Origin of the sequence: Bacillus sp. ISL-41, assembly GCF_018613235.1 — a bacterium.
Lineage (GTDB): Bacteria > Bacillota > Bacilli > Bacillales > Cytobacillaceae > Mesobacillus.
The window spans coordinates 17,091-38,523 of record NZ_JAGGQP010000031.1; the positions used below are offsets into that span (position 1 = coordinate 17,091).

At 44.5% G+C, this 21,433-nt stretch carries 21 protein-coding genes; 19 read left to right on the forward strand and 2 right to left on the reverse strand.

What is annotated here, in order from left to right; translation table 11 throughout:
* Window positions 1–5 precede the first annotated feature (5 nt).
* From J7I80_RS16775 to proC, 3 genes are all read left to right on the forward strand, one after another.
* Window positions 6–1,424 carry an oligosaccharide flippase family protein gene (locus J7I80_RS16775; RefSeq protein WP_214739631.1) on the forward strand — a complete coding sequence of 473 codons (1,419 nt, stop codon included), beginning with the start codon at window positions 6–8 and terminating at the stop codon, window positions 1,422–1,424.
* Complete coding sequence (locus J7I80_RS16780; RefSeq protein WP_214739632.1) at window positions 1,421–2,614, forward strand: O-antigen ligase family protein; 1,194 nt, start codon at window positions 1,421–1,423, stop codon at window positions 2,612–2,614. The genes J7I80_RS16775 and J7I80_RS16780 overlap by 4 nt, the downstream gene beginning before the upstream one ends.
* 192 nt (window positions 2,615–2,806) lie before the next feature.
* Window positions 2,807–3,655, forward strand: a complete 849-nt coding sequence (proC, locus tag J7I80_RS16785) for a pyrroline-5-carboxylate reductase (RefSeq protein WP_214739633.1) — start codon at window positions 2,807–2,809, stop codon at window positions 3,653–3,655.
* Window positions 3,656–3,695: 40 nt separating this feature from the next.
* On the opposite strand, the gene J7I80_RS16790 is transcribed toward proC, so the two are convergent.
* Window positions 3,696–4,172 (reverse strand): hypothetical protein, encoded by a 477-nt coding sequence (locus tag J7I80_RS16790; protein ID WP_214739634.1) that lies wholly within the window; start codon window positions 4,170–4,172, stop codon window positions 3,696–3,698.
* Window positions 4,173–4,341: 169 nt separating this feature from the next.
* On the opposite strand from J7I80_RS16790, the gene J7I80_RS16795 reads away from it, so the two are divergent.
* The 13 genes from J7I80_RS16795 to J7I80_RS16855 all read left to right on the forward strand — a co-directional run bounded on the left by J7I80_RS16795 (window position 4,342) and on the right by J7I80_RS16855 (window position 17,127).
* A complete protein-coding gene (locus J7I80_RS16795) occupies window positions 4,342–6,063 on the forward strand; it encodes an ABC transporter ATP-binding protein (protein ID WP_214739636.1) in 1,722 nt (573 codons plus the stop codon).
* A gap of 68 nt (window positions 6,064–6,131) precedes the next feature.
* Window positions 6,132–6,350 carry a hypothetical protein gene (locus tag J7I80_RS16800; protein WP_214739638.1) on the forward strand — a complete coding sequence of 73 codons (219 nt, stop codon included), beginning with the start codon at window positions 6,132–6,134 and terminating at the stop codon, window positions 6,348–6,350.
* A 526-nt stretch (window positions 6,351–6,876) separates the two neighbouring features.
* A complete protein-coding gene (locus tag J7I80_RS16805; protein ID WP_214739640.1) occupies window positions 6,877–7,260 on the forward strand; it encodes a GntR family transcriptional regulator in 384 nt (127 codons plus the stop codon).
* Entirely contained in the window at window positions 7,260–8,162 is a 903-nt protein-coding gene (locus J7I80_RS16810; RefSeq protein ID WP_214739642.1) for an ATP-binding cassette domain-containing protein, read from the forward strand. Before J7I80_RS16805 ends, J7I80_RS16810 begins: the two co-directional genes overlap by 1 nt.
* The gene (locus J7I80_RS16815; RefSeq protein WP_214739644.1) at window positions 8,143–8,889 is read left to right on the forward strand and encodes a hypothetical protein; all 747 of its coding nucleotides are present in this window, start codon (window positions 8,143–8,145) and stop codon (window positions 8,887–8,889) included. Before J7I80_RS16810 ends, J7I80_RS16815 begins: the two co-directional genes overlap by 20 nt.
* Window positions 8,886–9,575 (forward strand): hypothetical protein, encoded by a 690-nt coding sequence (locus tag J7I80_RS16820; protein WP_214739646.1) that lies wholly within the window; start codon window positions 8,886–8,888, stop codon window positions 9,573–9,575. The genes J7I80_RS16815 and J7I80_RS16820 overlap by 4 nt, the downstream gene beginning before the upstream one ends.
* A 90-nt stretch (window positions 9,576–9,665) precedes the next feature.
* Window positions 9,666–10,724 carry an aromatic acid exporter family protein gene (locus J7I80_RS16825; RefSeq protein WP_214739648.1) on the forward strand — a complete coding sequence of 353 codons (1,059 nt, stop codon included), beginning with the start codon at window positions 9,666–9,668 and terminating at the stop codon, window positions 10,722–10,724.
* Window positions 10,725–11,133: 409 nt separating this feature from the next.
* Window positions 11,134–12,084 carry an ABC transporter permease gene (locus J7I80_RS16830; protein WP_214739649.1) on the forward strand — a complete coding sequence of 317 codons (951 nt, stop codon included), beginning with the start codon at window positions 11,134–11,136 and terminating at the stop codon, window positions 12,082–12,084.
* Window positions 12,077–13,027 carry an iron chelate uptake ABC transporter family permease subunit gene (locus tag J7I80_RS16835; RefSeq protein ID WP_214739650.1) on the forward strand — a complete coding sequence of 317 codons (951 nt, stop codon included), beginning with the start codon at window positions 12,077–12,079 and terminating at the stop codon, window positions 13,025–13,027. Before J7I80_RS16830 ends, J7I80_RS16835 begins: the two co-directional genes overlap by 8 nt.
* Window positions 13,024–13,785 (forward strand): iron ABC transporter ATP-binding protein, encoded by a 762-nt coding sequence (locus J7I80_RS16840; protein WP_214739651.1) that lies wholly within the window; start codon window positions 13,024–13,026, stop codon window positions 13,783–13,785. The genes J7I80_RS16835 and J7I80_RS16840 overlap by 4 nt, the downstream gene beginning before the upstream one ends.
* 18 nt (window positions 13,786–13,803) lie before the next feature.
* Window positions 13,804–14,748, forward strand: a complete 945-nt coding sequence (locus J7I80_RS16845) for a siderophore ABC transporter substrate-binding protein (protein ID WP_214739652.1) — start codon at window positions 13,804–13,806, stop codon at window positions 14,746–14,748.
* Window positions 14,748–15,050 carry an antibiotic biosynthesis monooxygenase family protein gene (locus tag J7I80_RS16850; protein WP_214739653.1) on the forward strand — a complete coding sequence of 101 codons (303 nt, stop codon included), beginning with the start codon at window positions 14,748–14,750 and terminating at the stop codon, window positions 15,048–15,050. The genes J7I80_RS16845 and J7I80_RS16850 overlap by 1 nt, the downstream gene beginning before the upstream one ends.
* Before the next feature lie 478 nt (window positions 15,051–15,528).
* A complete protein-coding gene (locus J7I80_RS16855) occupies window positions 15,529–17,127 on the forward strand; it encodes an aspartate:alanine exchanger family transporter (protein WP_353050129.1) in 1,599 nt (532 codons plus the stop codon).
* 91 nt (window positions 17,128–17,218) lie between these two features.
* Here J7I80_RS16855 and J7I80_RS16860 read toward each other — a convergent pair whose 3' ends face one another.
* Window positions 17,219–17,668 carry an Lrp/AsnC family transcriptional regulator gene (locus tag J7I80_RS16860; protein WP_214739654.1) on the reverse strand — a complete coding sequence of 150 codons (450 nt, stop codon included), beginning with the start codon at window positions 17,666–17,668 and terminating at the stop codon, window positions 17,219–17,221.
* A 281-nt stretch (window positions 17,669–17,949) separates the two neighbouring features.
* Here J7I80_RS16860 and J7I80_RS16865 point away from each other — a divergent pair, with 281 nt between their 5' ends.
* The 3 genes from J7I80_RS16865 (at window position 17,950) to J7I80_RS16875 (ending at window position 21,428) form a co-directional block, all read left to right on the forward strand.
* A complete protein-coding gene (locus J7I80_RS16865) occupies window positions 17,950–19,509 on the forward strand; it encodes an ABC transporter substrate-binding protein (RefSeq protein ID WP_353050130.1) in 1,560 nt (519 codons plus the stop codon).
* Window positions 19,510–19,584: 75 nt separating this feature from the next.
* On the forward strand, window positions 19,585–20,538 hold the full coding sequence (gene nikB / locus J7I80_RS16870) for a nickel ABC transporter permease (RefSeq protein ID WP_214739658.1): 954 nt from the start codon (window positions 19,585–19,587) through the stop codon (window positions 20,536–20,538).
* Window positions 20,539–20,540: 2 nt separating this feature from the next.
* Complete coding sequence (locus J7I80_RS16875) at window positions 20,541–21,428, forward strand: ABC transporter permease (protein ID WP_214739660.1); 888 nt, start codon at window positions 20,541–20,543, stop codon at window positions 21,426–21,428.
* Window positions 21,429–21,433: the final 5 nt, after the last annotated feature.

Sequence of the window (21,433 nt, forward strand, 5' to 3'; positions counted from 1 at the left end):
AGGTTATGAGCAAGGCTGGCAAAAACGGTATCGGAAAAAATGTCTTTCATCTGTTTTACAGCACAGCCCTTTCCAGAGGGATCAATACGGTGGTGCTGATTGTACTGGTCAACTATTTAAACGCTGAGAATTATGGAATGTTCAGCGTGGCACTGGCATTTGCGATGGTCATGGGGTATTTTACCGACGCTGGCCTGAGCAATACTGTGCTGAGGGAGGGGTCCAAACAGAATGCGGATGTTGCGGCCATTGTTGTTTCGTATATAAAATTGCGGGCCATCCTTCTTGTTGCAACATTTTTGGCTTCGTATGCCATCATCCATTTTTCATATGACCAGCCACAGTTGAAAGGAATCATGCTTTCCCTGGTTATTCCAATGGTTGCCGGACTTGCGCTGCAAAGTATTGGGGTCACGTATTTCCAGCTGAAAGAGAAGATGGAGTATTTAGGTTATATTCGCATTTGTTCATCGCTGGTGCTGGTGATCTTCATTCCAATCGGCATGTTGTTATCGCTTCATGTGCTCATGATCGCCTTTTTGTTTGGGCTTTCCTATCTGATCGCTGGTTTTTATGGCCTGTATCTTGTGGGAAGGCAGGTCAAGCTTGACCTCCGGACTCCGTTCAAGAAATCTCTGCTTAAAAATATCTGGTCCTTTGTGCTGAGCGGTTTGCTGATTATGCTCCTGCCACAATTAGGACCGCTCGTATTGGAAAAAACAATCACAATGACTGAAGTGGGGATTTTTGCAGTGGCATACCGGATTCCATCGGCACTATATCAAATTCCAGGTGTCATCGCGGGGGCGTTTTACCCGGTGCTGTTCCGCCATTTCCACCATGGTAATCAGCAGGAACACTTGAGGCTGAACATTCTCCAGGCAAAAATGATGGGGGTCATCGGCATGCTTATGACCATTCCGGTTTTCTTTTTGTCGGATGAAATGGTTTCCCTGCTTTTCGGAGCAAAATGGGCGGCAGCGGCAGAACCGTTGAAAATTGCCGGACTGATTTTATTTTTCCAGAGCATCAGTATCGCTTTTGCCGACGGACTGACGACAAAAAATCTTCAGAGTAGACGAACGGCAGTCCAGTTTGCGGTCGTTGTGGCAGCGCTGTTTCTCTATTACCTTTTAAGTGGAGAATTTGCTGTCATGGGGGCCGTCTATGCTGCAGTCTTGATCGAAATCATTTCCGTCCTTGGGTTTCTGGCAATGAACCCGGATCGCTGGGCCATCGCTAAAAAGGCCTGGATTTATATTGGTTTTTTTGCAGTGTGCTTCTATAGCATTGATTTTTTACTGCCAGGGAATCCGTACTTAGCATCTTTCATCTGCTTTGTTTTCATCTGCCTGCTCTGCGTGCTGGATCGGGAGCTTCGCGAATTGATCCTTTCTTTGAAAAAAAGGAGGGATGTCTTTTGAAGCAAGATCGAAAGTACCTCGTCCTTATGGGACTTTTCATATTGATTCATCTGGGGAAATACAGCATTGATGTCGGGTTTTCATTACAACCATATATGCTGCTGCTGTTTGGGTATTATCTCTTTCATCTTCGCGAAGTCGTTTTTGAAAAAACAACTGAACATGAAGCGGCCATGTATTTGTTTTATCTGTACTATGCTTTTACAGGAGTGTTTTCCTTATTCCCGGCAAGCAGCCTGCGGATCATCCTCGGCTTCATTCTTGTCATCTGCTGCTATCTATTAATGAAATCGTTAATAGTCAGCTTTTCGACTAAGGTGATAGAAAAGGCTGTGGCAAATGCAGGACTGCTATTCAATGGCATGAGTCTGCTTCTGTACTTTTACGGGCTGAAACAGCTGGGATTCCAGCTCTCGTCCGGGGGAGATGAAGACGTCCGCATGCATGGGGTCCTCCTCGACCGGGATTATCCACGGCTGATCGGCCTTCTCGATGACCCGAATTTTTATATCCTCCACAATACACTTTTTTTTGCCTATTACTTAACTAACCTGCAAACTCGTAAAAATCGATATGGTCTGTTGTTGGCTGCCGTATGCAATGTGCTGACCTTTTCGCGTGGTGGGCTCGCTGCCATGCTGCTCATCGTTGTGATGTACATTTTTATCAAGCGGGTAAAAATATGGACACTCTTGAAAACCTTCAGCATCTCTATTGCTGCAGGATTCATTATTTCTCGCTTCACGAATTTCAACATATTTGGAATGATCACAGACAGAATGACTGGAATTGGAAATGACGGCGGCAGCGGCCGGTTTGAGATATGGGATAAAGCGCTGCAGTATTTCCTTGGCAGTCCACTGGTGGGAATCGGTGTATTCAACTTTTCAGACTATTATCTGAGAGATACAGGCAAGCTTAAGTACGCGCATAATACCTTCCTGGAAGTGTTAGCCGAATCAGGAGTGATTGGCATTTCATTATTCCTGATCATGCTGGCTTTTATCTTTGCTAAACTGCAGACAGGTAAGATTTACAGAAATGCCCCATACCTTTATCTTGCTTACTTTGGCATCCTGATCCAGATATTTTTCCTTTCAAGCATTCCCAATGAGATGTTTTTTCTGTTTTTAGCTGTTCTCTATCCTTACATCATTAAGGAAAATCTCACTTCCCGTATTCGGCCGTAATATCCATTCTCATGTCATTAACGATGGTTTACGCCATAAAATGTACCTTATAAACAGAATGTTTCCGCTTTCATTCACTATCTCGCCAGTATGCTCCTGAATTGGCCTGATATCCTTGAATCTCATTCTGAGGATGTTACTATAGGTAACGTTGATAAAATGTGAACGGAAAATAAACTTTTTATGAGGTGAATGCGGTTGTTAAAACATAAAAAAGTAGCTTTTTTAGGTGCAGGATCAATGGCGGAAGCGATGATTTCAGGTGTAGTAAAGTCAGGTAAAATGCGCGCGGAAAATGTTTATGTTACGAACAAGAGCAACGCAGCGAAACTGGAGCGATTGGAATCCAGATATGGAATCAATGCGATGCCTCAGGCTGAATTGCCATATGAAGATATCGATATGTTTATTTTAGCGATGAAGCCAAAGGGTGCAGCGGGAGCACTTGAGGCTTTGAAGGATAAATTAGTGCCTGGCCAGGTGGTTGTGTCCGTTTTGGCAGGTATATCAACAGGTTTTATGGAAGATAACCTGAAAGATGGCCAGCAGGTTGTCCGTGTCATGCCGAACACATCAAGCATGATCCAGGAATCAGCCACTGCCATTTCTCCAGGGCTGCACACAACGGATGAAAACATCGAGGATGTAAAAGAGCTTTTAAGCAGTATGGGTAAGGTGTTCCTGATTGAAGAAGAGCAGATGGATATCTTCACAGGCCTTGCCGGAAGCGGACCTGCGTATTTTTACTACTTGATGGAGCACATGGAGCGTGTCGGCAGGGAAAACGGCATGGACGAAAAAATGGCACGTGAAATCATTGCCCAGACCATCCTTGGTGCGGCAAAAATGATCATCGAAAAAGACGAAACTCCAGAGGTCCTAAGAAAGAATGTAACCTCACCGAATGGAACGACAGCATCCGGCTTGAACGCATTAAGGAAGTATAACGGCGGAACGGCCATCTCCCAGGCAGTCAACCATGCGGCAAACCGGTCGAAAGAAATCAATCGAGAGCTTGAAGGAGTCCTTATTCCTTCTTAAAAGACGAACGCTCCGGGCACTGCAGCCCGGAGCGTTTTTTTTACATATATAGCCGATAACCCCTTATTTTCTCATACAGATATTGCACCCCATACAATAGGTAGGCTTTGTAATGTATGTAGAAAAAGAATTGAAGGTGATTCAGCTTGTTCAGCTTGATGATTTTTAACTTCTTGAGTACATTCATAAAAAAGAATGCAAAAAATGCATCGGCAATCGCATTTAGCGTAATAAACTTTTTGAAATTCCCATATGAGATTTTCAGAAGCCACATTGATAGCGGCATATATGGTCCAATGCTGAATGGAAGTTCATCCCTCATGAAAGATTTTCGTTTGTTGAAAAACTTCCACCACCTGCGCTTGTGGCCATACAAATGGTTGATAATCTCAAAACCAATAATAAAAATACCAGCAAAAGAGTAGCGCTTGAAGCTTCTTCTGCCTATGAACAACAAGGATAGCCAAGGAACAGCTATAATTATCACATTAAACAGGAAATGTCTTTTAGAAATCAATGATGTATTCACCTCAACCACTTTTCGATTCTCTCTATAAACTGTCCAACATTTGGCAAATATAACCGCGAGTTGAAAAATTATCCTTTGGTTTTATTTTTTCAAAATTATTGAAATAGTGTTACTCCCTGGCATATAATCACTTGAAGATATTAAAGGAGATAGGAAAATGATACGCAGATTCTTTACTTATTACCGCCCACATCGGCGGTTATTCATCATTGACTTCAGCAGTGCGGTAATCGTTGCCTTGCTGGAACTTGCTTTTCCGCTCGCTGTGCAATGGTTCATCGATACCTTATTGCCCGGCGGGAACTGGAATATGATCGTCAGTGTTAGCATCGGGCTGCTGCTGTTGTATGTCATCAGCACATTGCTTCAATTCATCGTTAATTATTGGGGCCATAAGCTGGGGATCAATATTGAGACGGACATGAGGCAGCAGCTGTTTCAGCATGTGCAGAAGCAATCGTTCCGCTTTTTCGATAATACGAAGACAGGGCATATCATGAGCCGGATCACCAATGATCTTTTTGATCTGGGAGAGCTTGCCCACCATGGACCGGAGGATTTATTCATTGCGGTGATGACCTTCGTCGGCGCGTTCTGGATCATGCTGACAATCAACGTCAATCTGGCATTGACGACGATGATCATCGTGCCATTCCTGATCTGGCTGATTACCTATTCCAACCTGAAGATGAACGCGGCGTGGAAAAACATGTACACAGACATTGCCGATGTGAATGCCAGGGTTGAGGACAGTGTTTCCGGTATCAGGGTGGTCCAGTCTTTTACGAATGAAGATTATGAGATTGAGAGATTCACAAAGAATAACCGCAAGTTTCGCCGTGCCAAATTACGTGCCTATAAGGTCATGTCCTTCAGTTCATCGGGCATTTATATGCTGACAAGGCTGATTGTTCTCGTAGTTCTCGTGTACGGTGCATGGCTGAGTTTCCAGGGGACATTGAGCTATGGTGAATTGGTCGGGTTCGTCCTGTATGTGAACGTACTTTTCAAGCCAATCGATAAAATCAGTGCAATCCTGGAGTTGTATCCAAAAGGGATGGCAGGTTTCAAACGATTTACCGAGCTGATGGACCAGAGTCCTGATGTCGTGGACCGGGATGATGCAATTGAGGTCCCTGCTTTGAAAGGGAATATTGAATTCAAGGATGTTACGTTCAGCTATGATGAGAATAAACCAGTTTTAGAAGGAATAGATTTGAGAATCAATCATGGAGAAACGGTCGCGTTCGTCGGACCTTCTGGAGCAGGGAAAACGACGATTTGTTCATTGATTCCGCGCTTTTACGATGTGAATAGCGGCGCTATCACAATCGATGGCATCGATATTCGGGAGATGACGAAGGAATCGCTGCGCTCGCAAATCGGAATCGTCCAGCAGGATGTGTTCCTTTTTACCGGAACGCTCCGTGAGAATATTGCCTACGGTTTACTAGGGGCAACACATGAGGATATCGTTAAAGCCGCTAAGCAAGCGCATCTGGAAGATTTCATCGCTGCCCTGCCGGAAGGCTATGAAACGCAGATCGGAGAACGCGGCCTAAAGCTGTCGGGAGGACAGAAGCAGCGAATTGCGATTGCGCGTATGTTCCTGAAGAATCCGCCGATTCTGATTCTTGATGAAGCGACCTCGGCCCTCGATACCGAAACAGAAAGAATCATCCAGAAAGCTCTCGGGGAATTATCCAAGAACCGGACAACACTCGTCATCGCCCACAGACTGGCAACGATTCGAAGTGCCGACAGAATTGTCGTCGTGACGGAGGACGGAATCGCCGAAGAAGGCAGCCATGATGAGTTGATCGAGCAGGGAGGAATCTTCGCGAACTTGCATAAAGTCCAATTTGAAACTTCCGTTTAGGATTGGTTTATTTTTCCTGCATTTGCTATGATAGAGGTAAAATCATGATAGATTTGGAGTGAAGTTCCATGACAGGAACGATTACAATCATAATGGTATTTTCGATCCCGCTAGTCGCTATCGTCACAAGCCATTATCAAAGAGTAGCCAAAATCAAACACAGCATGATTAAAGACGAAATCGAGCTTGAAAGACTAAAACATGAAAACTACCTACTCGAAACGGAAAAGATGAAGCTTGAACTTATGAAGCTCGAAAGCCCGATGGATAAAACAAAAGTGTTATAGGATGTGCCCTCTCGTGAAATGAATGCGAGGGGGTTTTTTATATTTCTGAATCGAAGTTAATAGAATCAGTGAGGTGATTTCATTTTTCCAATTTTAGGATGAAGAGGAGATTATCCTGTTCTTTCGGGAGATTATGCTTAATGATCGGGAGAATAACCAGGTTTTTTGGGAGATTATACTTATTGATTGGGCGAATAACCATGTTGTTCGGGAGATTATGCGCAATCATCGAGCAGTCAGCCAGGTTGAACGGGTAGAAAGATGATTTGCCATGAAATTTCCGAGTTAAAATTGTACCAACAATCAAGTTTGTACTCAATTTTTATATGAAACTTTCAATTTTAGAGTAAATTACCCTCCCACGGGTTTCTCGAGCCTCTTCTCCGTCCAGTTCCAAGTCTAATTCCAGGCCCAATTCTCCTTATTTTTAAAAAATGGTTAAATATCCCTTGAGATATAGCATAAATTGTTATATAGTACATTACAACAGTAATGCACTATGATGCCTGTTAGAGGAGGTGCGGGGTTGATCCTTAATTCAGATAGCATGAAGCCGATTTACGTCCAGATTGCTGAGTGGCTGGAAACGGAGATTCTCAGCGGAAGTATCAAGAAGGATGAAAAGGTTTATTCGCAATATCAGCTCGCGGAAATGCTGAATATCAATCCGGCGACAGCGGCAAAAGGGTTGAATATTTTGGCGGATGAAAACATTGTTTATAAAAAGCGCGGTCTCGGGATGTTCGTGTCTGAGGATGCAAAGAAAATGATTATGGCGAAACGGAGGAATCAGACATTGAAGTCATTGGTGGCTGAGTTGGTGCGGGAAGCGGAGCATCTCCAGGTGACGGAAGAGGAATTGATACAGATGATCCAGGAAGCCAAACGGGATTTAAAGGGGGATACATGATGAGTGTGCTGGAGTTTAAAGATGTAACCAAAATATATGGGAAGAAAAAGGCTTTGGATAATCTTACTCTCTCACTAGGGGAAAACAAAATCACCGGCTTGATTGGCCGGAATGGGGCAGGGAAGACGACCATGCTGAAAATTGCTGCCGGTTTCATGCGCGAGAGTTACGGTGAAGTTAAAGTGTTTGGAGAGCATCCATTCAATAATCTAACGGTGTCAGCCAACATGATCATGATTGATAATGACATGAACTTGCCAGCGGCATTGAATCTCGGAGAACTGTTTGAAACAGCGGCTGATTTTTATCAGAACTGGGACATGAAATTGGCGCGGAATCTTCTTGGTTATTTTGGCCTGGATCTTAAGCAGACGCATAATGGGCTTTCAAAGGGGATGAAAAATACTTTCAACGCCATCATAGGGCTTGCGGCTCGATGCCCGCTGACCATTTTCGATGAACCGACAAACGGAATGGATGCGGGAGTCAGGAAGGATTTTTACCGGGCACTCTTGAAGGATTACATCGCTAATCCCCGCACGATCATCATCTCAAGCCATCACCTGAATGAAGTGGAAGATATCCTTGAAGACATACTGCTCCTGAAGGACGGAAAGCAATTTTTGCATATGCCGATTGAAGAACTGCGAGAGTTTGCTGTTGTAGTCAGCGGCAAAGAGGGTGCAATGAAAAACTGGCTCCGCGACCAAGAGGTATTTCATAAAAGCAATACCGAATTTGGAAGGACGTATGCGGTGATTCGCAATGACCTTTCCGATGATCAGATTGCATCAGCCATGAAAAATAGCCTGGAGTTCTCGACGATTTCTAACGAGGACCTCTGTCTGTACTTGACGAGCCAGGAGAAAGGCGGGATTGACGATGTATTTAACAAAGGTTAGCCTTTGGGATGTTGTAAAAAAGCAGCTTCGTTTTAAAGTGAAATCTTACCGGGGGGTATTCACTTCCTTGATGCTGCTGCAGATCATCGGGCTTCTTTTTTCACTAGGAGGAGAAGGAGGCGGTGGCGGAGGATCGGAAAGTTTCAGTTATGATATGAACTATTACTCTGGCAACTTCATCCTTGCTTTTATGATGATCTGGGCATTCATTTCAGCGATTATTGTTACCACCCAGGCTTATCGATATGATGATTACTCTTTTGTGGCTAACAGGCTGAGCAGTCATTTATCGAATATTTTGTTCCTGGGCTGGGCAAGCGTCATCGGCGGTGTCACGTTCGTGCTTGCAAGCCAATCACTGAAGCTCGTATTTTTATTCCAGAAGGACCGTAAATTCATTGAAAGCGAACCAATGACAGTGTTGCAAATGACAGAAGGTCTTGCTGCTACGATTCTCTATTTGTTCCTGTTCACAGCGCTGGGCTATTTGGTCGGAATGTTAGTCCAAAGGAGCAAGATTTTTACCATCGTCCTTCCTGCGCTCCTATTTGGAAGCTTATTTTTAAATGTGTTCCTGGCAAGTGAGTCTACCTACGTAATTGATATCGGCCAAATTTTTGTGAGAGAAACATCCTTTCTGTTATTTACGTTAAAAGTACTGCTGACATCCGCGCTTGCCTATGGAATAGCGGCCTGGATCTCTAACAGCCTGGAGGTGAGGAAATGAGTTTTATAGTTTTACTATTATTTGTCATTCTGGTGATTGTCAGTTTCGGCAGCTTTTCAAATAGATTTCTTGGTGCCAGATTCATGAGCGGCAGCATCGTCACAAAGGTCTTTGCAGGGTACCTCATCATTCTGCTGGTGGCGGGAATTCTCGCATTCATGGTGCCTGTGGAGGATACGATCAAAGGCGAGTATCTGACTGATGAGGAATTAGCGGAAAATGATCGGTTGAATAGCGATATTTACCAAACGGTCCAATCAGGAAAAATTGACGAAGCGGAAGGGCTCACCAAAAAAGGATCCTGGGATTTTCCGCTCGACGGGAAGCATCTGGACATGAATATCATGGCGCAGAATTTAATGGTGTTCATCGAAAAGGACCCATCTGTTGAGGGGAAAGTAGAAGTGACTCATTACTCCACTTATTCCTATATCGACAATATAGATATAACCAACCGCATCAAATCACCGGACATTGAGTTAAATGGAACCACTCTAAAAATCTTCCCGCTCGACCCTGTGAGTATCAAGCTTATTAAGTACAAGAACGCATTTCCTTTTACTCAATTCACCGAAGACGAAGTGCAATTCACCAGCGGTTATGGAATGATGCAAGGGTTGGAATTCATCTATATCACTGTCCCTCCTGATACCGAGGTCAGCGGCGGCGGATATGTGATCAACTGACTATAGAGTCCCTCTGATCAGGGGCTCTTTTTCGTATCCGGGTTACGTACGGTATAATGAGAGTATGTATTTAAAAATGAGGAATGCAAAATGGCTATACTAAAAAAATTCAATTTTGTCGGAGGAAGGGTTCTTAAGACAGGGATTGCGGTGTTCATTACGGCATTGATCTGCGAGCTGTTAGGCTGGCCGCCGATGTTCGCCGTGATTACCGCGATTGTAACGATTGAACCTACCGCGGCCGATTCGATAAAAAAAGCATATGTAAGGTTCCCGGCATCGGCGATTGGCGCTGCTTTTTCAGTCGTCTTCAACTTTGCGTTCGGCGACAGCCCGCTAACCTATATGCTCGTTGCCGTCGCAACCATCATTGCCTGCCACAGGCTGCACCTGCAGGATGGTGCGCTGGTGGCAGTGCTGACCGGCGTCGCCATGATTTCTACTGTCCATGACCACTATCTGTCCAACTTTTTCATCCGGCTTGGAACGACTTTGACCGGGCTGACGGTATCGACCCTGGTAAACCTGCTTGTGATCCGTCCTGATTATTCAAAATCGATCAAGGCAAAAATCCGGCAGCTGATTGTGGAAACGGGGGATTTGATAGAAGGCAGGGGAACGGAAATCACAAGGCATCAGCCTTTGCACCGGGAAACAAGGTCCGACTTCCAGAAAATCCTGAAAGACATGGAAGCGATTGAAACACTTTGTAAGTATCAAAAGAAAGAATGGAAACTGCATCAATTTGATCGTAAGGACATGCGGAACATCCATTATGAATTCAAGAAGCTGACGATTTTGAGACAAGTCCATTATCACGTCGGAAATCTCGTTTCTCTCCCATCGATGCACCTGCCCGAGCCAAAATCACAGATAGTAGAAGCCATGGTAAAATCGATCAAGTCCGCGTTCCACCATCCCGATTTTACGATGGATGAATCCCACGATGCTATCGTAAAAGAGCTGCTGAATTTATTGAGACATGAGGTAGATGGGCGGGAAGCTTGCTCCCACCGATTCTCCGAAGAAACAGTCATCTATTACGAACTGGTCTCGATCCACGACCTGCTGGAAGAGTTGAACCACATTCACAAATTCGAAATCAGGCATCAAAAGCTGCTCGAAAAATCATTGGATATAAGCTCCTGATCGGGGCTTTTTGTTTTGCAAAAAAAGCTTCGGACACAGGTATGCAGGAAAAGGCAGAAAAGTAATCCGAACCTTGTGACAGGTTTGGCGAGAGAAGAAGAAAAGTTGTCAAAAGAAAGTCCAACTTAAGACGAGTTTGGAGGAAAAGGCAGAAAAGCTGTCAGAACATCGATCGAGTTCTAATACTGCTAATCTGTTGGAGATAATGATGGGCAATTCCTACCACAAACCCATAGATTTTATAAAACCTCAAATCAAAGATATCATGACATTTTCCTACAACTTTCCAATCTAATTGAAATAAATTCTCAATTAACTATTGACTTTATTTATATAGTCGATTTAATATTTAAATAGGTTAATTGATAATGATTTTCATTATCTATCGATAGAGACTAGGAGCATGGCCATGAAAAAGCGTTACTTGATTACATCTTTGATCATACTTTCCTTGCTTTCTCTCTTTGTAGGAGTCAGCAGAATCACACCACTGGAACTGCTTGATTTTCAATCGGAGGAAACGGAAATCTTCCTGATCAGCAGGGTACCACGGCTGATTGCAATCCTGCTTGCCGGGGCGGGGATGAGCATTGCCGGACTGATCATGCAGCAGCTGAGCCGCAATAAGTTCGTGTCGCCGACAACGGCGGGCACGCTCGATGCGACGAGATTGGGCATTCTCGTTTCGATGCTGTTTTTTGCAAACGCGTCCACGATTGAAAAAATGCTGATTGCGTTTGTATTCGCTCTGGCTGGAACCTTTTTGTTCATGCAAATCCTTGACCGGATCAAGTTCAAGGACGCGATTTTCATTCCGCTTGTCGGGATGATGCTGGGTAATATCCTATCATCCATATCGACATTCTTTGCTTACAAAGCCGATGTCATCCAGAACATGTCCGCGTGGCTGCAAGGTGATTTTTCGATGATCATGAAGGGGCGCTATGAGCTGCTGTACATAAGCATTCCCATCCTGGTGATTGCCTATTTATTCGCAAATCGCTTCACGGTAGCGGGAATGGGAGAAGATTTTTCGAAGAACCTGGGGCTAGCCTACAAACGGGTCGTCAACATTGGATTGATCCTTGTCGCTTTGATTACGGCCACGGTCGTACTGACGGTAGGAATGATTCCGTTCCTCGGTCTGATCATCCCGAACATCGTCTCGATTTTCAAAGGCGACCATCTGCAAAAAACACTGCCGCATACGGCTTTGCTGGGAGCGAATTTCCTCCTGGTAACGGACATCCTGGGCCGCGTGCTGATCTATCCTTACGAGATCTCGATCTCCTTGATGGTCGGCGTCATCGGCAGCGGAATTTTCTTGTACCTGTTGTTTAGGAGGAAGGCTTATGCGTAACTCGATAAAATTAATCTTCCTTGCTTTAATCGCAATTGGTGCAAGCATGCTGTATTTATTCCATGACCTGAATGGCAGCTTCGATTATGCCCTGCCCAAGAGGGCGATGAAGGTGGCTGCAATGGTGATCACCGGTGTGGCAATCGCCTATTCAACCGTCGTTTTCCAGACGATCAGCCACAACCGTATCCTGACACCGAGCATTATCGGACTGGATTCACTTTACATGCTGCTGCAGACCGTACTGATTTTCTTTCTTGGTTCTGGCCATGTGACTGTCGTCAATAAACAGGTGAACTTCATTTTAACAGTGGCAATCATGGTTGTGTTCGCCTTGCTGCTTTACCGGCTTCTTTTTAAAAAGGGAAGTCAGCCAATCTACTTTTTGCTGCTGGTGGGAATCATCGTCGGAACCTTTTTCTCCAGCATTTCGACATTCCTGCAGGTGCTGATCGACCCGAACGAGTTCCAGATGGTCCAGGACAGGATGTTTGCAAGCTTCAACAACATCAACACCGACCTGGTTTGGCTGGCGATCTGCCTGATTGTCCTGCTGACCATTTATGCCTGGAGGTTCACATCCTATCTCGATGTGCTGTCGCTCGGCAGGGAAAATGCGATCAACCTTGGGGTTTCCTATGATTCTATTGTAAAAAAAATGCTGGTGCTTGTAGCTGTATTCATTTCGATTTCCACCGCTCTTGTAGGGCCACTGACTTTTTTAGGTTTGATTGTTGCGAATCTATCCTATCAAGCTTTCAAAACCTACAAGCACAGCGTCCTGATCAGCGGAGCAATTTTAATCAGCGTGATTTCCCTTGTTGGCGGGCAATGGGTCGTGGAAAGAGTCTTCACATTCTCCACCACGCTTAGTGTCATCATCAATTTCGTCGGTGGCGTGTATTTCATCTACTTACTGCTGAAGGAGAGTCGATCAACATGATCACAGTTCGTTCACTGTCCAAATTTTACGGAAAAAAGAGTGTCGTTGAGGATGTGACTGTCAACATCCAGAGAGGCCAGATTACTTCGTTCATCGGGCCGAATGGTGCCGGGAAATCGACGCTGCTTTCGATGGTCAGCCGGCTGCTCGATGCTGATTCCGGGGAAGTGCTCATCGACCAGACCGATATCCGGAAGATGAAGTCGAATGAGTTTTCCAAGGTCGTCTCGATTTTGAAGCAGTCAAATTATATGAATGTTCGCCTGACGATTCGCGAGCTTGTGTCGTTCGGAAGATTCCCTTATTCAAAAGGGAGGCTGACCGAGGAAGATGAGAAGTTTGTAGACCAGGCGATTGAGTATATGCACCTGACCGAGATGCAGGACTGTTACCTCGACGAACTTTCTGGCGGGCAAAAGCAGCGGGCGTTCATCGCGATGGTCATTGCCCAGGATACGGAGTATATCCTGCTTGATGAACCGTTGAACAACCTGGACATGAAGCATTCAGTCCAAATCATGAAAATCCTCCGTCAGCTTGTTGATGACCTGGGCAAAACCGTCGTCATCGTCCTGCATGACATCAACTTTGCCTCCGTCTATTCAGACCGCATCGTCGCACTGAAGAATGGCAAGGTCGTCAGGGATGGCCCAACAAGGGAAATCATACAGTCAGACGCGCTAAAAGAAATCTATGATATGGACATTCCAATTCAGGAAATGAACAATTGCCGGATTTGTGTTTATTTTAATTCTTAGTAAAAGGGGAGTTTAACTATGAAAAAACTTAGTTTATTAGCACTTGTTTTAGCGATGGTATTAGCATTGGCAGCATGTGGTTCTGAGGAAAAGGCAGAAACGACTGCGGCAGCAGGAAAAGGCGAAGCGAAGGAAATGACCATCAAGCATGAGTACGGGGAAGCAACTGTCAAAAAGAGTCCTGAAAAAGTTGTCGTGTTTGATTTCGGTGTATTGGATACTCTTGATGAACTTGACGTGGAAGTTACAGGCGTGCCGCAGGCAATCGTTCCTGAATACCTGGAAAAATACGCTGGCAAGGATTATACAAATGTTGGCAGCTTGAAAGAGCCTGATTTTGAAGCCATCCACGCAATGAAGCCAGACGTCATTTTCATTTCCGCAAGACAGGCTGAATTGTACGACCAGTTTGCGGAAATCGCTCCTACCGTTTTTGTTGGCATGGACTATACAAAATACATGGAATCCTTTGAAAAGAACATGAAACTGATCGGTGAGATTTTTGAAAAAGAAGAAGTTGTAACGGAAAAACTGGCGGAAGTTAATAAGAGTATAGATGAAATCAAAAAAGAAGCTTCCGCAGCAGATGAGAAAGCATTGCTAGTATTGGCGAATGAAGGCAAAGTCAGCGCTTATGGTGCCGGATCTCGTTATGGTTTCCTCCATGATGTATTCGGGTTTAAGGCGGCAGATGAAAATATCGAAGCATCCACTCACGGCCAGAGCATCACATTTGAATATATTCTCGAGAAAAACCCTGGAATCCTGTTCGTCATTGACCGTACAGCAGCTGTAGGTGGCGAAGTCGGTGCGAAGGAAACAATCGAAAATGAACTTGTGAAAAAGACTGACGCCTTCAAAAACGGCAAGATCATTTACCTTGACGGTACGAACTGGTACCTGAGCGGCGGCGGCTTGCAGTCTATGCAATCCATGATCGATGAAGTGAGGTCGGCATTATAATGTTCTATCAAATTAAGAAGATCCTTGTGAAAGAAGGACATTCCAGCAATGTGATCGACCGCTTTTCGAAAAAAGGCATGCTGATTGAACAGCAGCCTGGCTTCCTGGATAAACAGGTTCTCGTAAAAAAGAGTCGCAGAGGCGACGAAGAAGTCATGGTCATGATCAGCTGGCAATCCGAACATGACTGGAAGAACTGGGAGAAGCATCCCGACCATATCGCCGGACACAAAGCCAAAATCGGCCAGCCTAAACCAGATTATATCCTTGAATCCTCCCAGGATATTTATGATGTGATTTAAACTGAAAGAGACTCAGGGATGGGTCTCTTTTCAATTGGTAAAAAAGAGTGTTTTTTACCAATTCGCTATAAAAACAAAAAAATCGCTATAAAAACAAAAAAATCGCTATAAAAACAAAAAAATCGCTATAAAAACAAAAAAATCGCTATAAAAAAGGAAAAGTCGCTATAAAAAAGAGAAAGTCGCTATATAAATTTATATTTCAGCTATGCAAAAGTAGAGCAACGTGATTTCTCCGCTAAAAAATAGTGATTGTAAACTAGTCTTACTGTTTGAGCATCAAAAGTACCGTTTACAGACCCCTTCTTTGAGGAAAACGCATAAAAGGCATCCACCTTTAATAGAAGAAAACGTTTTCAACAGCATGATATTGTTTTTGTACTAATTTCGTCACTGTCTGGTTATGAATAGTGTAGGCATCGTGATATTCTAGATTGTATAGATTTTCACAATCGCACAATCATTGGAGGAATCATCTGTGGACGGCATAATAGGTTTGCTTGAGGAACCGTTAATTTTATTATTCGTCATTTTATTTCTTGGCTCAGCGCTAGGAGAAATCAAAATTCGGGGACTTAGCCTTGGAACTTCCGGCGTCTTGCTGGCGGCTATGGTGTTCGGCCATTTCGGCTACCAGGTGTCGCCGGTCATCCAGCAGCTGGGCCTTGGATTATTTATCGTGGCAGTTGGCTTATCCGCTGGGCCGCGCTTTTTCCGGATGATGAAAACGAGCGGTGTAGTATTTGGGATCATAAGCCTGTTGATTGTTCTCGTCGCATCAGTGACGACCATTGTTGTGGCCAAGCTGTTCAATCTCTCTCCTGCGTTAAGCATTGGAATCATGACCGGAGCACTTACGAGTACACCTGGACTTGCGGCAGCCCTCCAGGCAACCGGCGACCCGCTTGCGTCTGTCGGTTACGGGATTGCCTATCCATTCGGCGTCCTCGCGGTTGTCCTGTTCGTACAGCTTTTGCCGCGGGTGCTCAAGGTGGATTTAGCGGAGGATTTAACAAAGAAATCAGGCCCCGTACGAAATGATGAATCGCCAGAAGTCATCACCATCGAGGTGTCGGACCCTGCAATCAATAAAAGAACCTTAAAAGAACTGGAGTTTAATCAATATAATACGGTCGTCATCAGCCGCGTCATCCGCGGAGACCGGAATATCATCGCCCTTAACGATACAGTTATACTCGTAGGGGACAGGCTTGTTGCTGTTGGACTACGGAGTGATTTGACGAAGATTTGTGAAGACATCGGCAGGGAGGTCGAGACAAACCTCAAGAATCATGACAATGTTGAGCTTCGCAAGGTGACCGTGGATTCGCTTGATTTAATTGGGAAGACGATCAGGGAGCTTGATTTAAGGCGGACATATGGGGTCACGGTAACGAGGATTGAACGAGGCGGGTTTGAATTTAACCAGAACTCGAAATGGCGGCTGGAGCGCGGTGATGTCCTGACACTTGTCAGCAGTGAAGACCGATTGGATGACGTTGAAAAGCTGTTCAACAGAAAGAAGCTGACGGTTACCAATATCCATATTCTGTCGCTTAGTCTGATATTACTTCTGGGAGTACTCGCCGGTATGATACCGTTCCACTTTCCGAAGCTTGGCACGATTACATTTGGCGTCGCTGGCGGTCCGTTGTTCATCGCCTTGATCATCGGCCACTTTGGGAAGCTCGGCCCCATCCATGCGCGTTATTATCAGCCGTCGAACCAGGTCATCCGCGATATTGGACTTGTTTTATTCCTTGCGGGCGCTGGCACTACAGCCGGAAAAGGAATCGTGCAGGTCATCCAGCAGGAGGGCTTCAACCTTGTCATCGGCGGTGCGATCATTACAATCCTGCCAGTCGTAGCCGGCTTTTTCATCGCAAGGAAGCTTTTCCGATTGAGCATCATTCACTCATTAGGAGCATTGTGTGGCGGAATGACAAGTACACCTGGACTTGGGGCCACCAACCAGTTGATGGATTCCGAAGATCCGGCGATCGCCTACGCTGCCGCCTATCCATTTGCGCTCATATCGGTTGCAGTGGCATCACAGGTTTTGGTTTTCTTTTTATAAGGCTGCTTTCGCATTGCCACAAAGTTTACGAAAAGAGCCTTTTATAAACACAAAAAGACACGGACAAAAAGTCCGTGTCTTTTCTCATCTGTCACAACTTCAAGCCAGTACGGCTCTTGAATCTCCTGAGTAAAATATGGCTTTCCACTCTAGTGATTCCTTCCAAACTATAGAGTTCCTCGTTGATGAAATTCTCCAATCTTATAAAATCCTCTACGAGGACATGCATATGTAGTGTGCTTGGACCAGTCATCTGGTAGCAGCTTGCTACACTTGGATTATTCGCAAGTGCCTCCGCAACCCTTACAAGGGATGAAGGTTCGCAATCCACTTCGAAGAATGCTGAAACAGATTTACCCACTTTTTCCGAATTGATGACAACAGAGAATTTCTCGATCACACCATCTTCGATTAATTGATTGACTCTTTCCCGGATTGATACCCTTGATAAATTCAACTGTTTGCCGATATCGACATAAGACATCCTGCCGTTTTCGGATAATAGTTGAAGGATCTGGCGGTCAGTTTCATCGATTACCATTTAAACACCACTCTTTTATAAACGTATGTAAATGTATCTTAGCTTACAATTGATAACATTTTCAACGAAAATTGGAAAAACTGCACAGAAAATTATACCAATAAAAAATATTTTAATATTTTCTGAATATTATATAGATTTTTTAAATTTAATATAATATAATAATACGAAATTCGAAATGATATTAAATTTGGTGAAACGCTTTCATAAAGTAGTCTGATGTTACCTTTAGCCTGCTTATGTTAGGAGAGCTGTTTTACGGAAGAGGGGGAGAAGAAAAAGTGAGTAAAAAAGTAAAAGTATTTGCAGCCGTATTTATGAGTTTATTATTGCTTTTGACTGGATGTAACAATAGTAATTCTTCCAGTTCGGAAGGAGAGAAATCGGCAACGGCCAGCGCTCCTGCTAAAACGGACAACACAGAATTGGTAGTCGGGCTGGATGATGATCCGCCGCAGTTGGATCCTCATTTCTCTACAGCAGCTGTTGACCGACAAGTATTCCATAGTATCTATGACAAACTGGTTGATGTGGATGAAGAGCTTAACTTTGTTCCGATGCTAGCAGAAAAATGGGATATCTCAGAAGACGGAAAAACATATACCTTCACTTTACAAAAGGGAGTTACATTCCATGATGGAACTCCGTTCAATGCAGAAGCAGTTAAATTCAACTTTGAGCGTATGATGGATCCAAATGCAGGTTCACCTCGTGCATCTGAATTATCATCAATTGAAAAAATTGAAGTAGTTGACGAAACGACATTGAAAGTTGTCCTTTCCGAACCGTACAGTCCATTCCTGGCAGCATTGTCTGACCGTGCCGGCATGATGGTTTCTCCAAAAGCTGTACAAGAAAAAGGCAAGGATTTTGCTAACTCACCTGTTGGTACAGGTCCTTTCAAGTTTGTATCCCGAGTGAAGCAAGACAAGATCGAAGTAGAAAAAAATGCTGAGTATTGGAACGGGGCACCAAAGTTTGAAAAAATCGTCTATCGTCCATATTCAGATGAAAACGTAAGACTGACGAACCTTACATCAGGCGATGTTGACATTATCAGCAAGGTTCCGCCAAAAGATGTCGAGAAGTTAAAAAATGATTCAAACCTTACATTATCTGAGACAAGCGCTCTTGGATTCCAAGGTCTATATTTGAACCACAAAAGTGAACCGTTTAATAACAAAGCGCTTCGTCAGGCATTGGATTTGGTCATTGATCGAGAAGCCATTATAAAGGTTGCGCTTCGTGATACTGGTGTACAAGCTGCGGGAGCCATTCCTCCTGGAACTTGGGCACATGACGACTCTATTAAACCGACAAAGAAAGATGTTGAAAAAGCAAAGAAAATCATGGCTGAAGCAGGTTATCCTGATGGATTTGAATTTACATTGCAGCTTTCTCCTAAGCCAGTGGAAGAGCAAATCTCGCAAATGATCCAATCAATGGCTGCAGAAGCGGGAATCAAGGTTAATCTTGAAATGGTAGAATTCGGGACAATGCTTGATAACATGGATAACTATAAATTCGATGCAGTCCGTTTAGGCTGGAGCGGAAGAACAGATCCAGATGGAAACATCTACGCGCTATTCCACACTGACGGCTCAATCAACTACGGTTATTCTAACCCGGAAATGGACGAGCTGTTGGAACAGGCACGTGTTGAAACAGACCAAAAAGAGCGTAAGAAGATTTACAGCCAAGCAACTGAATTAGGACAGGAAGAAGTTCCGTTCATTTTCATCTACCACGAGAAGGATTACAAAGCATTCAAAAACAACTTACAGGGCTATAAACACATCTCGGATCAAATGATGCGCTTCCACGACGTTTCATTTAAATAAGCATTCAACTTGATTCGGCTTGGAGATCCATCTCCAAGCCGATGTATTTTAAGCTTGGGAAAGGGAGGGAGCAGCGTGGTAAAATTTTTAATTCGCAGATTGGGACTTATGGTCGTTATCTTATTTTTAGTCAGCATCATCGTTTTTTCTTTGGTCCATCTTACTCCAGGCGACCCTGCAAGGATGATTTTAGGACAAGAGGCTACAGAGGAGTCGCTGCAGGCATTGCGGGAACAAATGGGATTGAATGATCCTCTATACGTGCAATATTTTTCCTGGGTTACGAATGTCCTCCAGGGAGACCTTGGAAATTCATTGAAGGATAATACGCCAGTGCTTACCGTGCTGCTGCAAAAGCTGCCGGTAACGATCCAGCTGTCAATCATGTCATTTGTTATTGCGATGCTGATTGCCATCCCAGCTGGTATTATTTCAGCGACAAGAAAAGGAACCTTCTGGGATTACTTTGGCACAACTTTTGCTTTATCCGGAGTTTCAGTTCCACCGTTTTTCTTGGGGATTTTGCTTATATTCGTCTTTTCCATCTCCTTAGGATGGGTTGCTCCTTCAGGCTATGTAGAACCATGGAAGGATTTTAAACAGAGTATGCTGTTAATGATTTTGCCTGCGATTGCAGTAGGAATCAGATTGAGTGCTGAAATCACGAGGATGCTGCGTTCGAGCATGCTTGAAGTGCTTGAGGCTGATTATATCCGCACAGCATATGCAAAAGGGGTTTTAGAAAGAGGAGTCGTGATCGGCCATGCTTTGAAAAATGCACTTATACCGGTTGTTACTGTTAGTGGATTGCAGTTAGCTACTTTCCTCGGCGGTGCCGTCATCACAGAAACGATTTTTGCGATACCAGGAATTGGGCGACTAGTAATCGATGCGATATTGACAAGGGATTTCCCGGTGGTGCAAGGGGCCGTTCTATTTATGGCCATCGCTGTTGTCGTCGTTAACTTCTTTATTGATGTCCTATATTCCATTCTTGATCCAAGAATCAAGCTGACAGGGGGCCAGTGACCATGGAAGCACAATTAGAACAAAAAATCGTCGTCGTTGAGAGCCCAAGAAAACGCCGGATGAAAGAAATGAGCTCTCGTTTCTTCCAGAATAAATTAGCCGTTGTTGGCGGTGTCTTTACATTGCTCCTTATTCTTATGGCGATTTTCGCACCGCTCGTTGCGCCTTATAACCCAACGGAGCAGAACTATGCAAAGTTCCTCCAGAGTCCTAATGCAGAGAATCTGCTGGGCACAGATGAACTTGGCCGCGACATTTTCAGCCGAATCATCTTTGGAGCAAGAGTGTCGATCCAGGCTGGGATTATCTCGGTTGGCATCGCACTATTGATCGGTATTCCAATTGGTCTTTTTTCAGGATATTACAGAGGCGTTTTAGATGAGTTTGTAGTCATGCGTTTTACCGATGCCTTGCTTTCATTCCCGCCGCTGGTACTGGCGCTTTCACTGGCAGCAGTGCTGGGAGCCGGATTGCAGAATGCGATGATTGCAATCGGTATTATCTTTACACCTAACTTTATCCGGCTGGTGAGGGGAGAGGTCCTGAGCCAGAGGGAGCGTGAATATGTCACGGCTGCAAAAGCTTCTGGAATCAGCGACCTTAAAATCATATTCAGGCATATCCTGCCAAACTGCATGCCGCCAATTTTGGTCCAGGCAACACTCGCAATTGCGGCAGCGATCATTTCAGAAGCCTCTTTAAGCTACCTTGGACTGGGGACTCAGCCTCCAACACCTAGCTGGGGAGCCATGTTATCTATGGGACAGGGCTACCTTGGAGATGCACCCTGGATTTCTCTATTCCCGGGCCTGTTCATCTTTTTGACAGTCCTATCAATCAACTTATTTGGTGATGGCCTTCGTGATGCATTAGATCCCAAATTGAAGTGAGGTTA

What these genes read in the sequence shown, in the direction of transcription:
- J7I80_RS16840 (WP_214739651.1), top strand. Translation starts at nt 13,024, where the DNA reads ATGATCACAGTTCGTTCACTGTCCAAATTTTACGGAAAAAAGAGTGTC.
- J7I80_RS16845 (WP_214739652.1), top strand. Translation starts at nt 13,804, where the DNA reads ATGAAAAAACTTAGTTTATTAGCACTTGTTTTAGCGATGGTATTAGCA.
- J7I80_RS16860 (WP_214739654.1), bottom strand. Translation starts at nt 17,668, where the DNA reads ATGGTAATCGATGAAACTGACCGCCAGATCCTTCAACTATTATCCGAA.
- proC (WP_214739633.1), top strand. Translation starts at nt 2,807, where the DNA reads ATGCGGTTGTTAAAACATAAAAAAGTAGCTTTTTTAGGTGCAGGATCA.
- J7I80_RS16815 (WP_214739644.1), top strand. Translation starts at nt 8,143, where the DNA reads ATGTATTTAACAAAGGTTAGCCTTTGGGATGTTGTAAAAAAGCAGCTT.
- J7I80_RS16875 (WP_214739660.1), top strand. Translation starts at nt 20,541, where the DNA reads ATGGAAGCACAATTAGAACAAAAAATCGTCGTCGTTGAGAGCCCAAGA.
- J7I80_RS16835 (WP_214739650.1), top strand. Translation starts at nt 12,077, where the DNA reads ATGCGTAACTCGATAAAATTAATCTTCCTTGCTTTAATCGCAATTGGT.
- J7I80_RS16810 (WP_214739642.1), top strand. Translation starts at nt 7,260, where the DNA reads ATGAGTGTGCTGGAGTTTAAAGATGTAACCAAAATATATGGGAAGAAA.
- J7I80_RS16850 (WP_214739653.1), top strand. Translation starts at nt 14,748, where the DNA reads ATGTTCTATCAAATTAAGAAGATCCTTGTGAAAGAAGGACATTCCAGC.
- J7I80_RS16830 (WP_214739649.1), top strand. Translation starts at nt 11,134, where the DNA reads ATGAAAAAGCGTTACTTGATTACATCTTTGATCATACTTTCCTTGCTT.
- J7I80_RS16795 (WP_214739636.1), top strand. Translation starts at nt 4,342, where the DNA reads ATGATACGCAGATTCTTTACTTATTACCGCCCACATCGGCGGTTATTC.
- J7I80_RS16775 (WP_214739631.1), top strand. Translation starts at nt 6, where the DNA reads ATGAGCAAGGCTGGCAAAAACGGTATCGGAAAAAATGTCTTTCATCTG.
- J7I80_RS16800 (WP_214739638.1), top strand. Translation starts at nt 6,132, where the DNA reads ATGACAGGAACGATTACAATCATAATGGTATTTTCGATCCCGCTAGTC.
- J7I80_RS16820 (WP_214739646.1), top strand. Translation starts at nt 8,886, where the DNA reads ATGAGTTTTATAGTTTTACTATTATTTGTCATTCTGGTGATTGTCAGT.
- J7I80_RS16825 (WP_214739648.1), top strand. Translation starts at nt 9,666, where the DNA reads ATGGCTATACTAAAAAAATTCAATTTTGTCGGAGGAAGGGTTCTTAAG.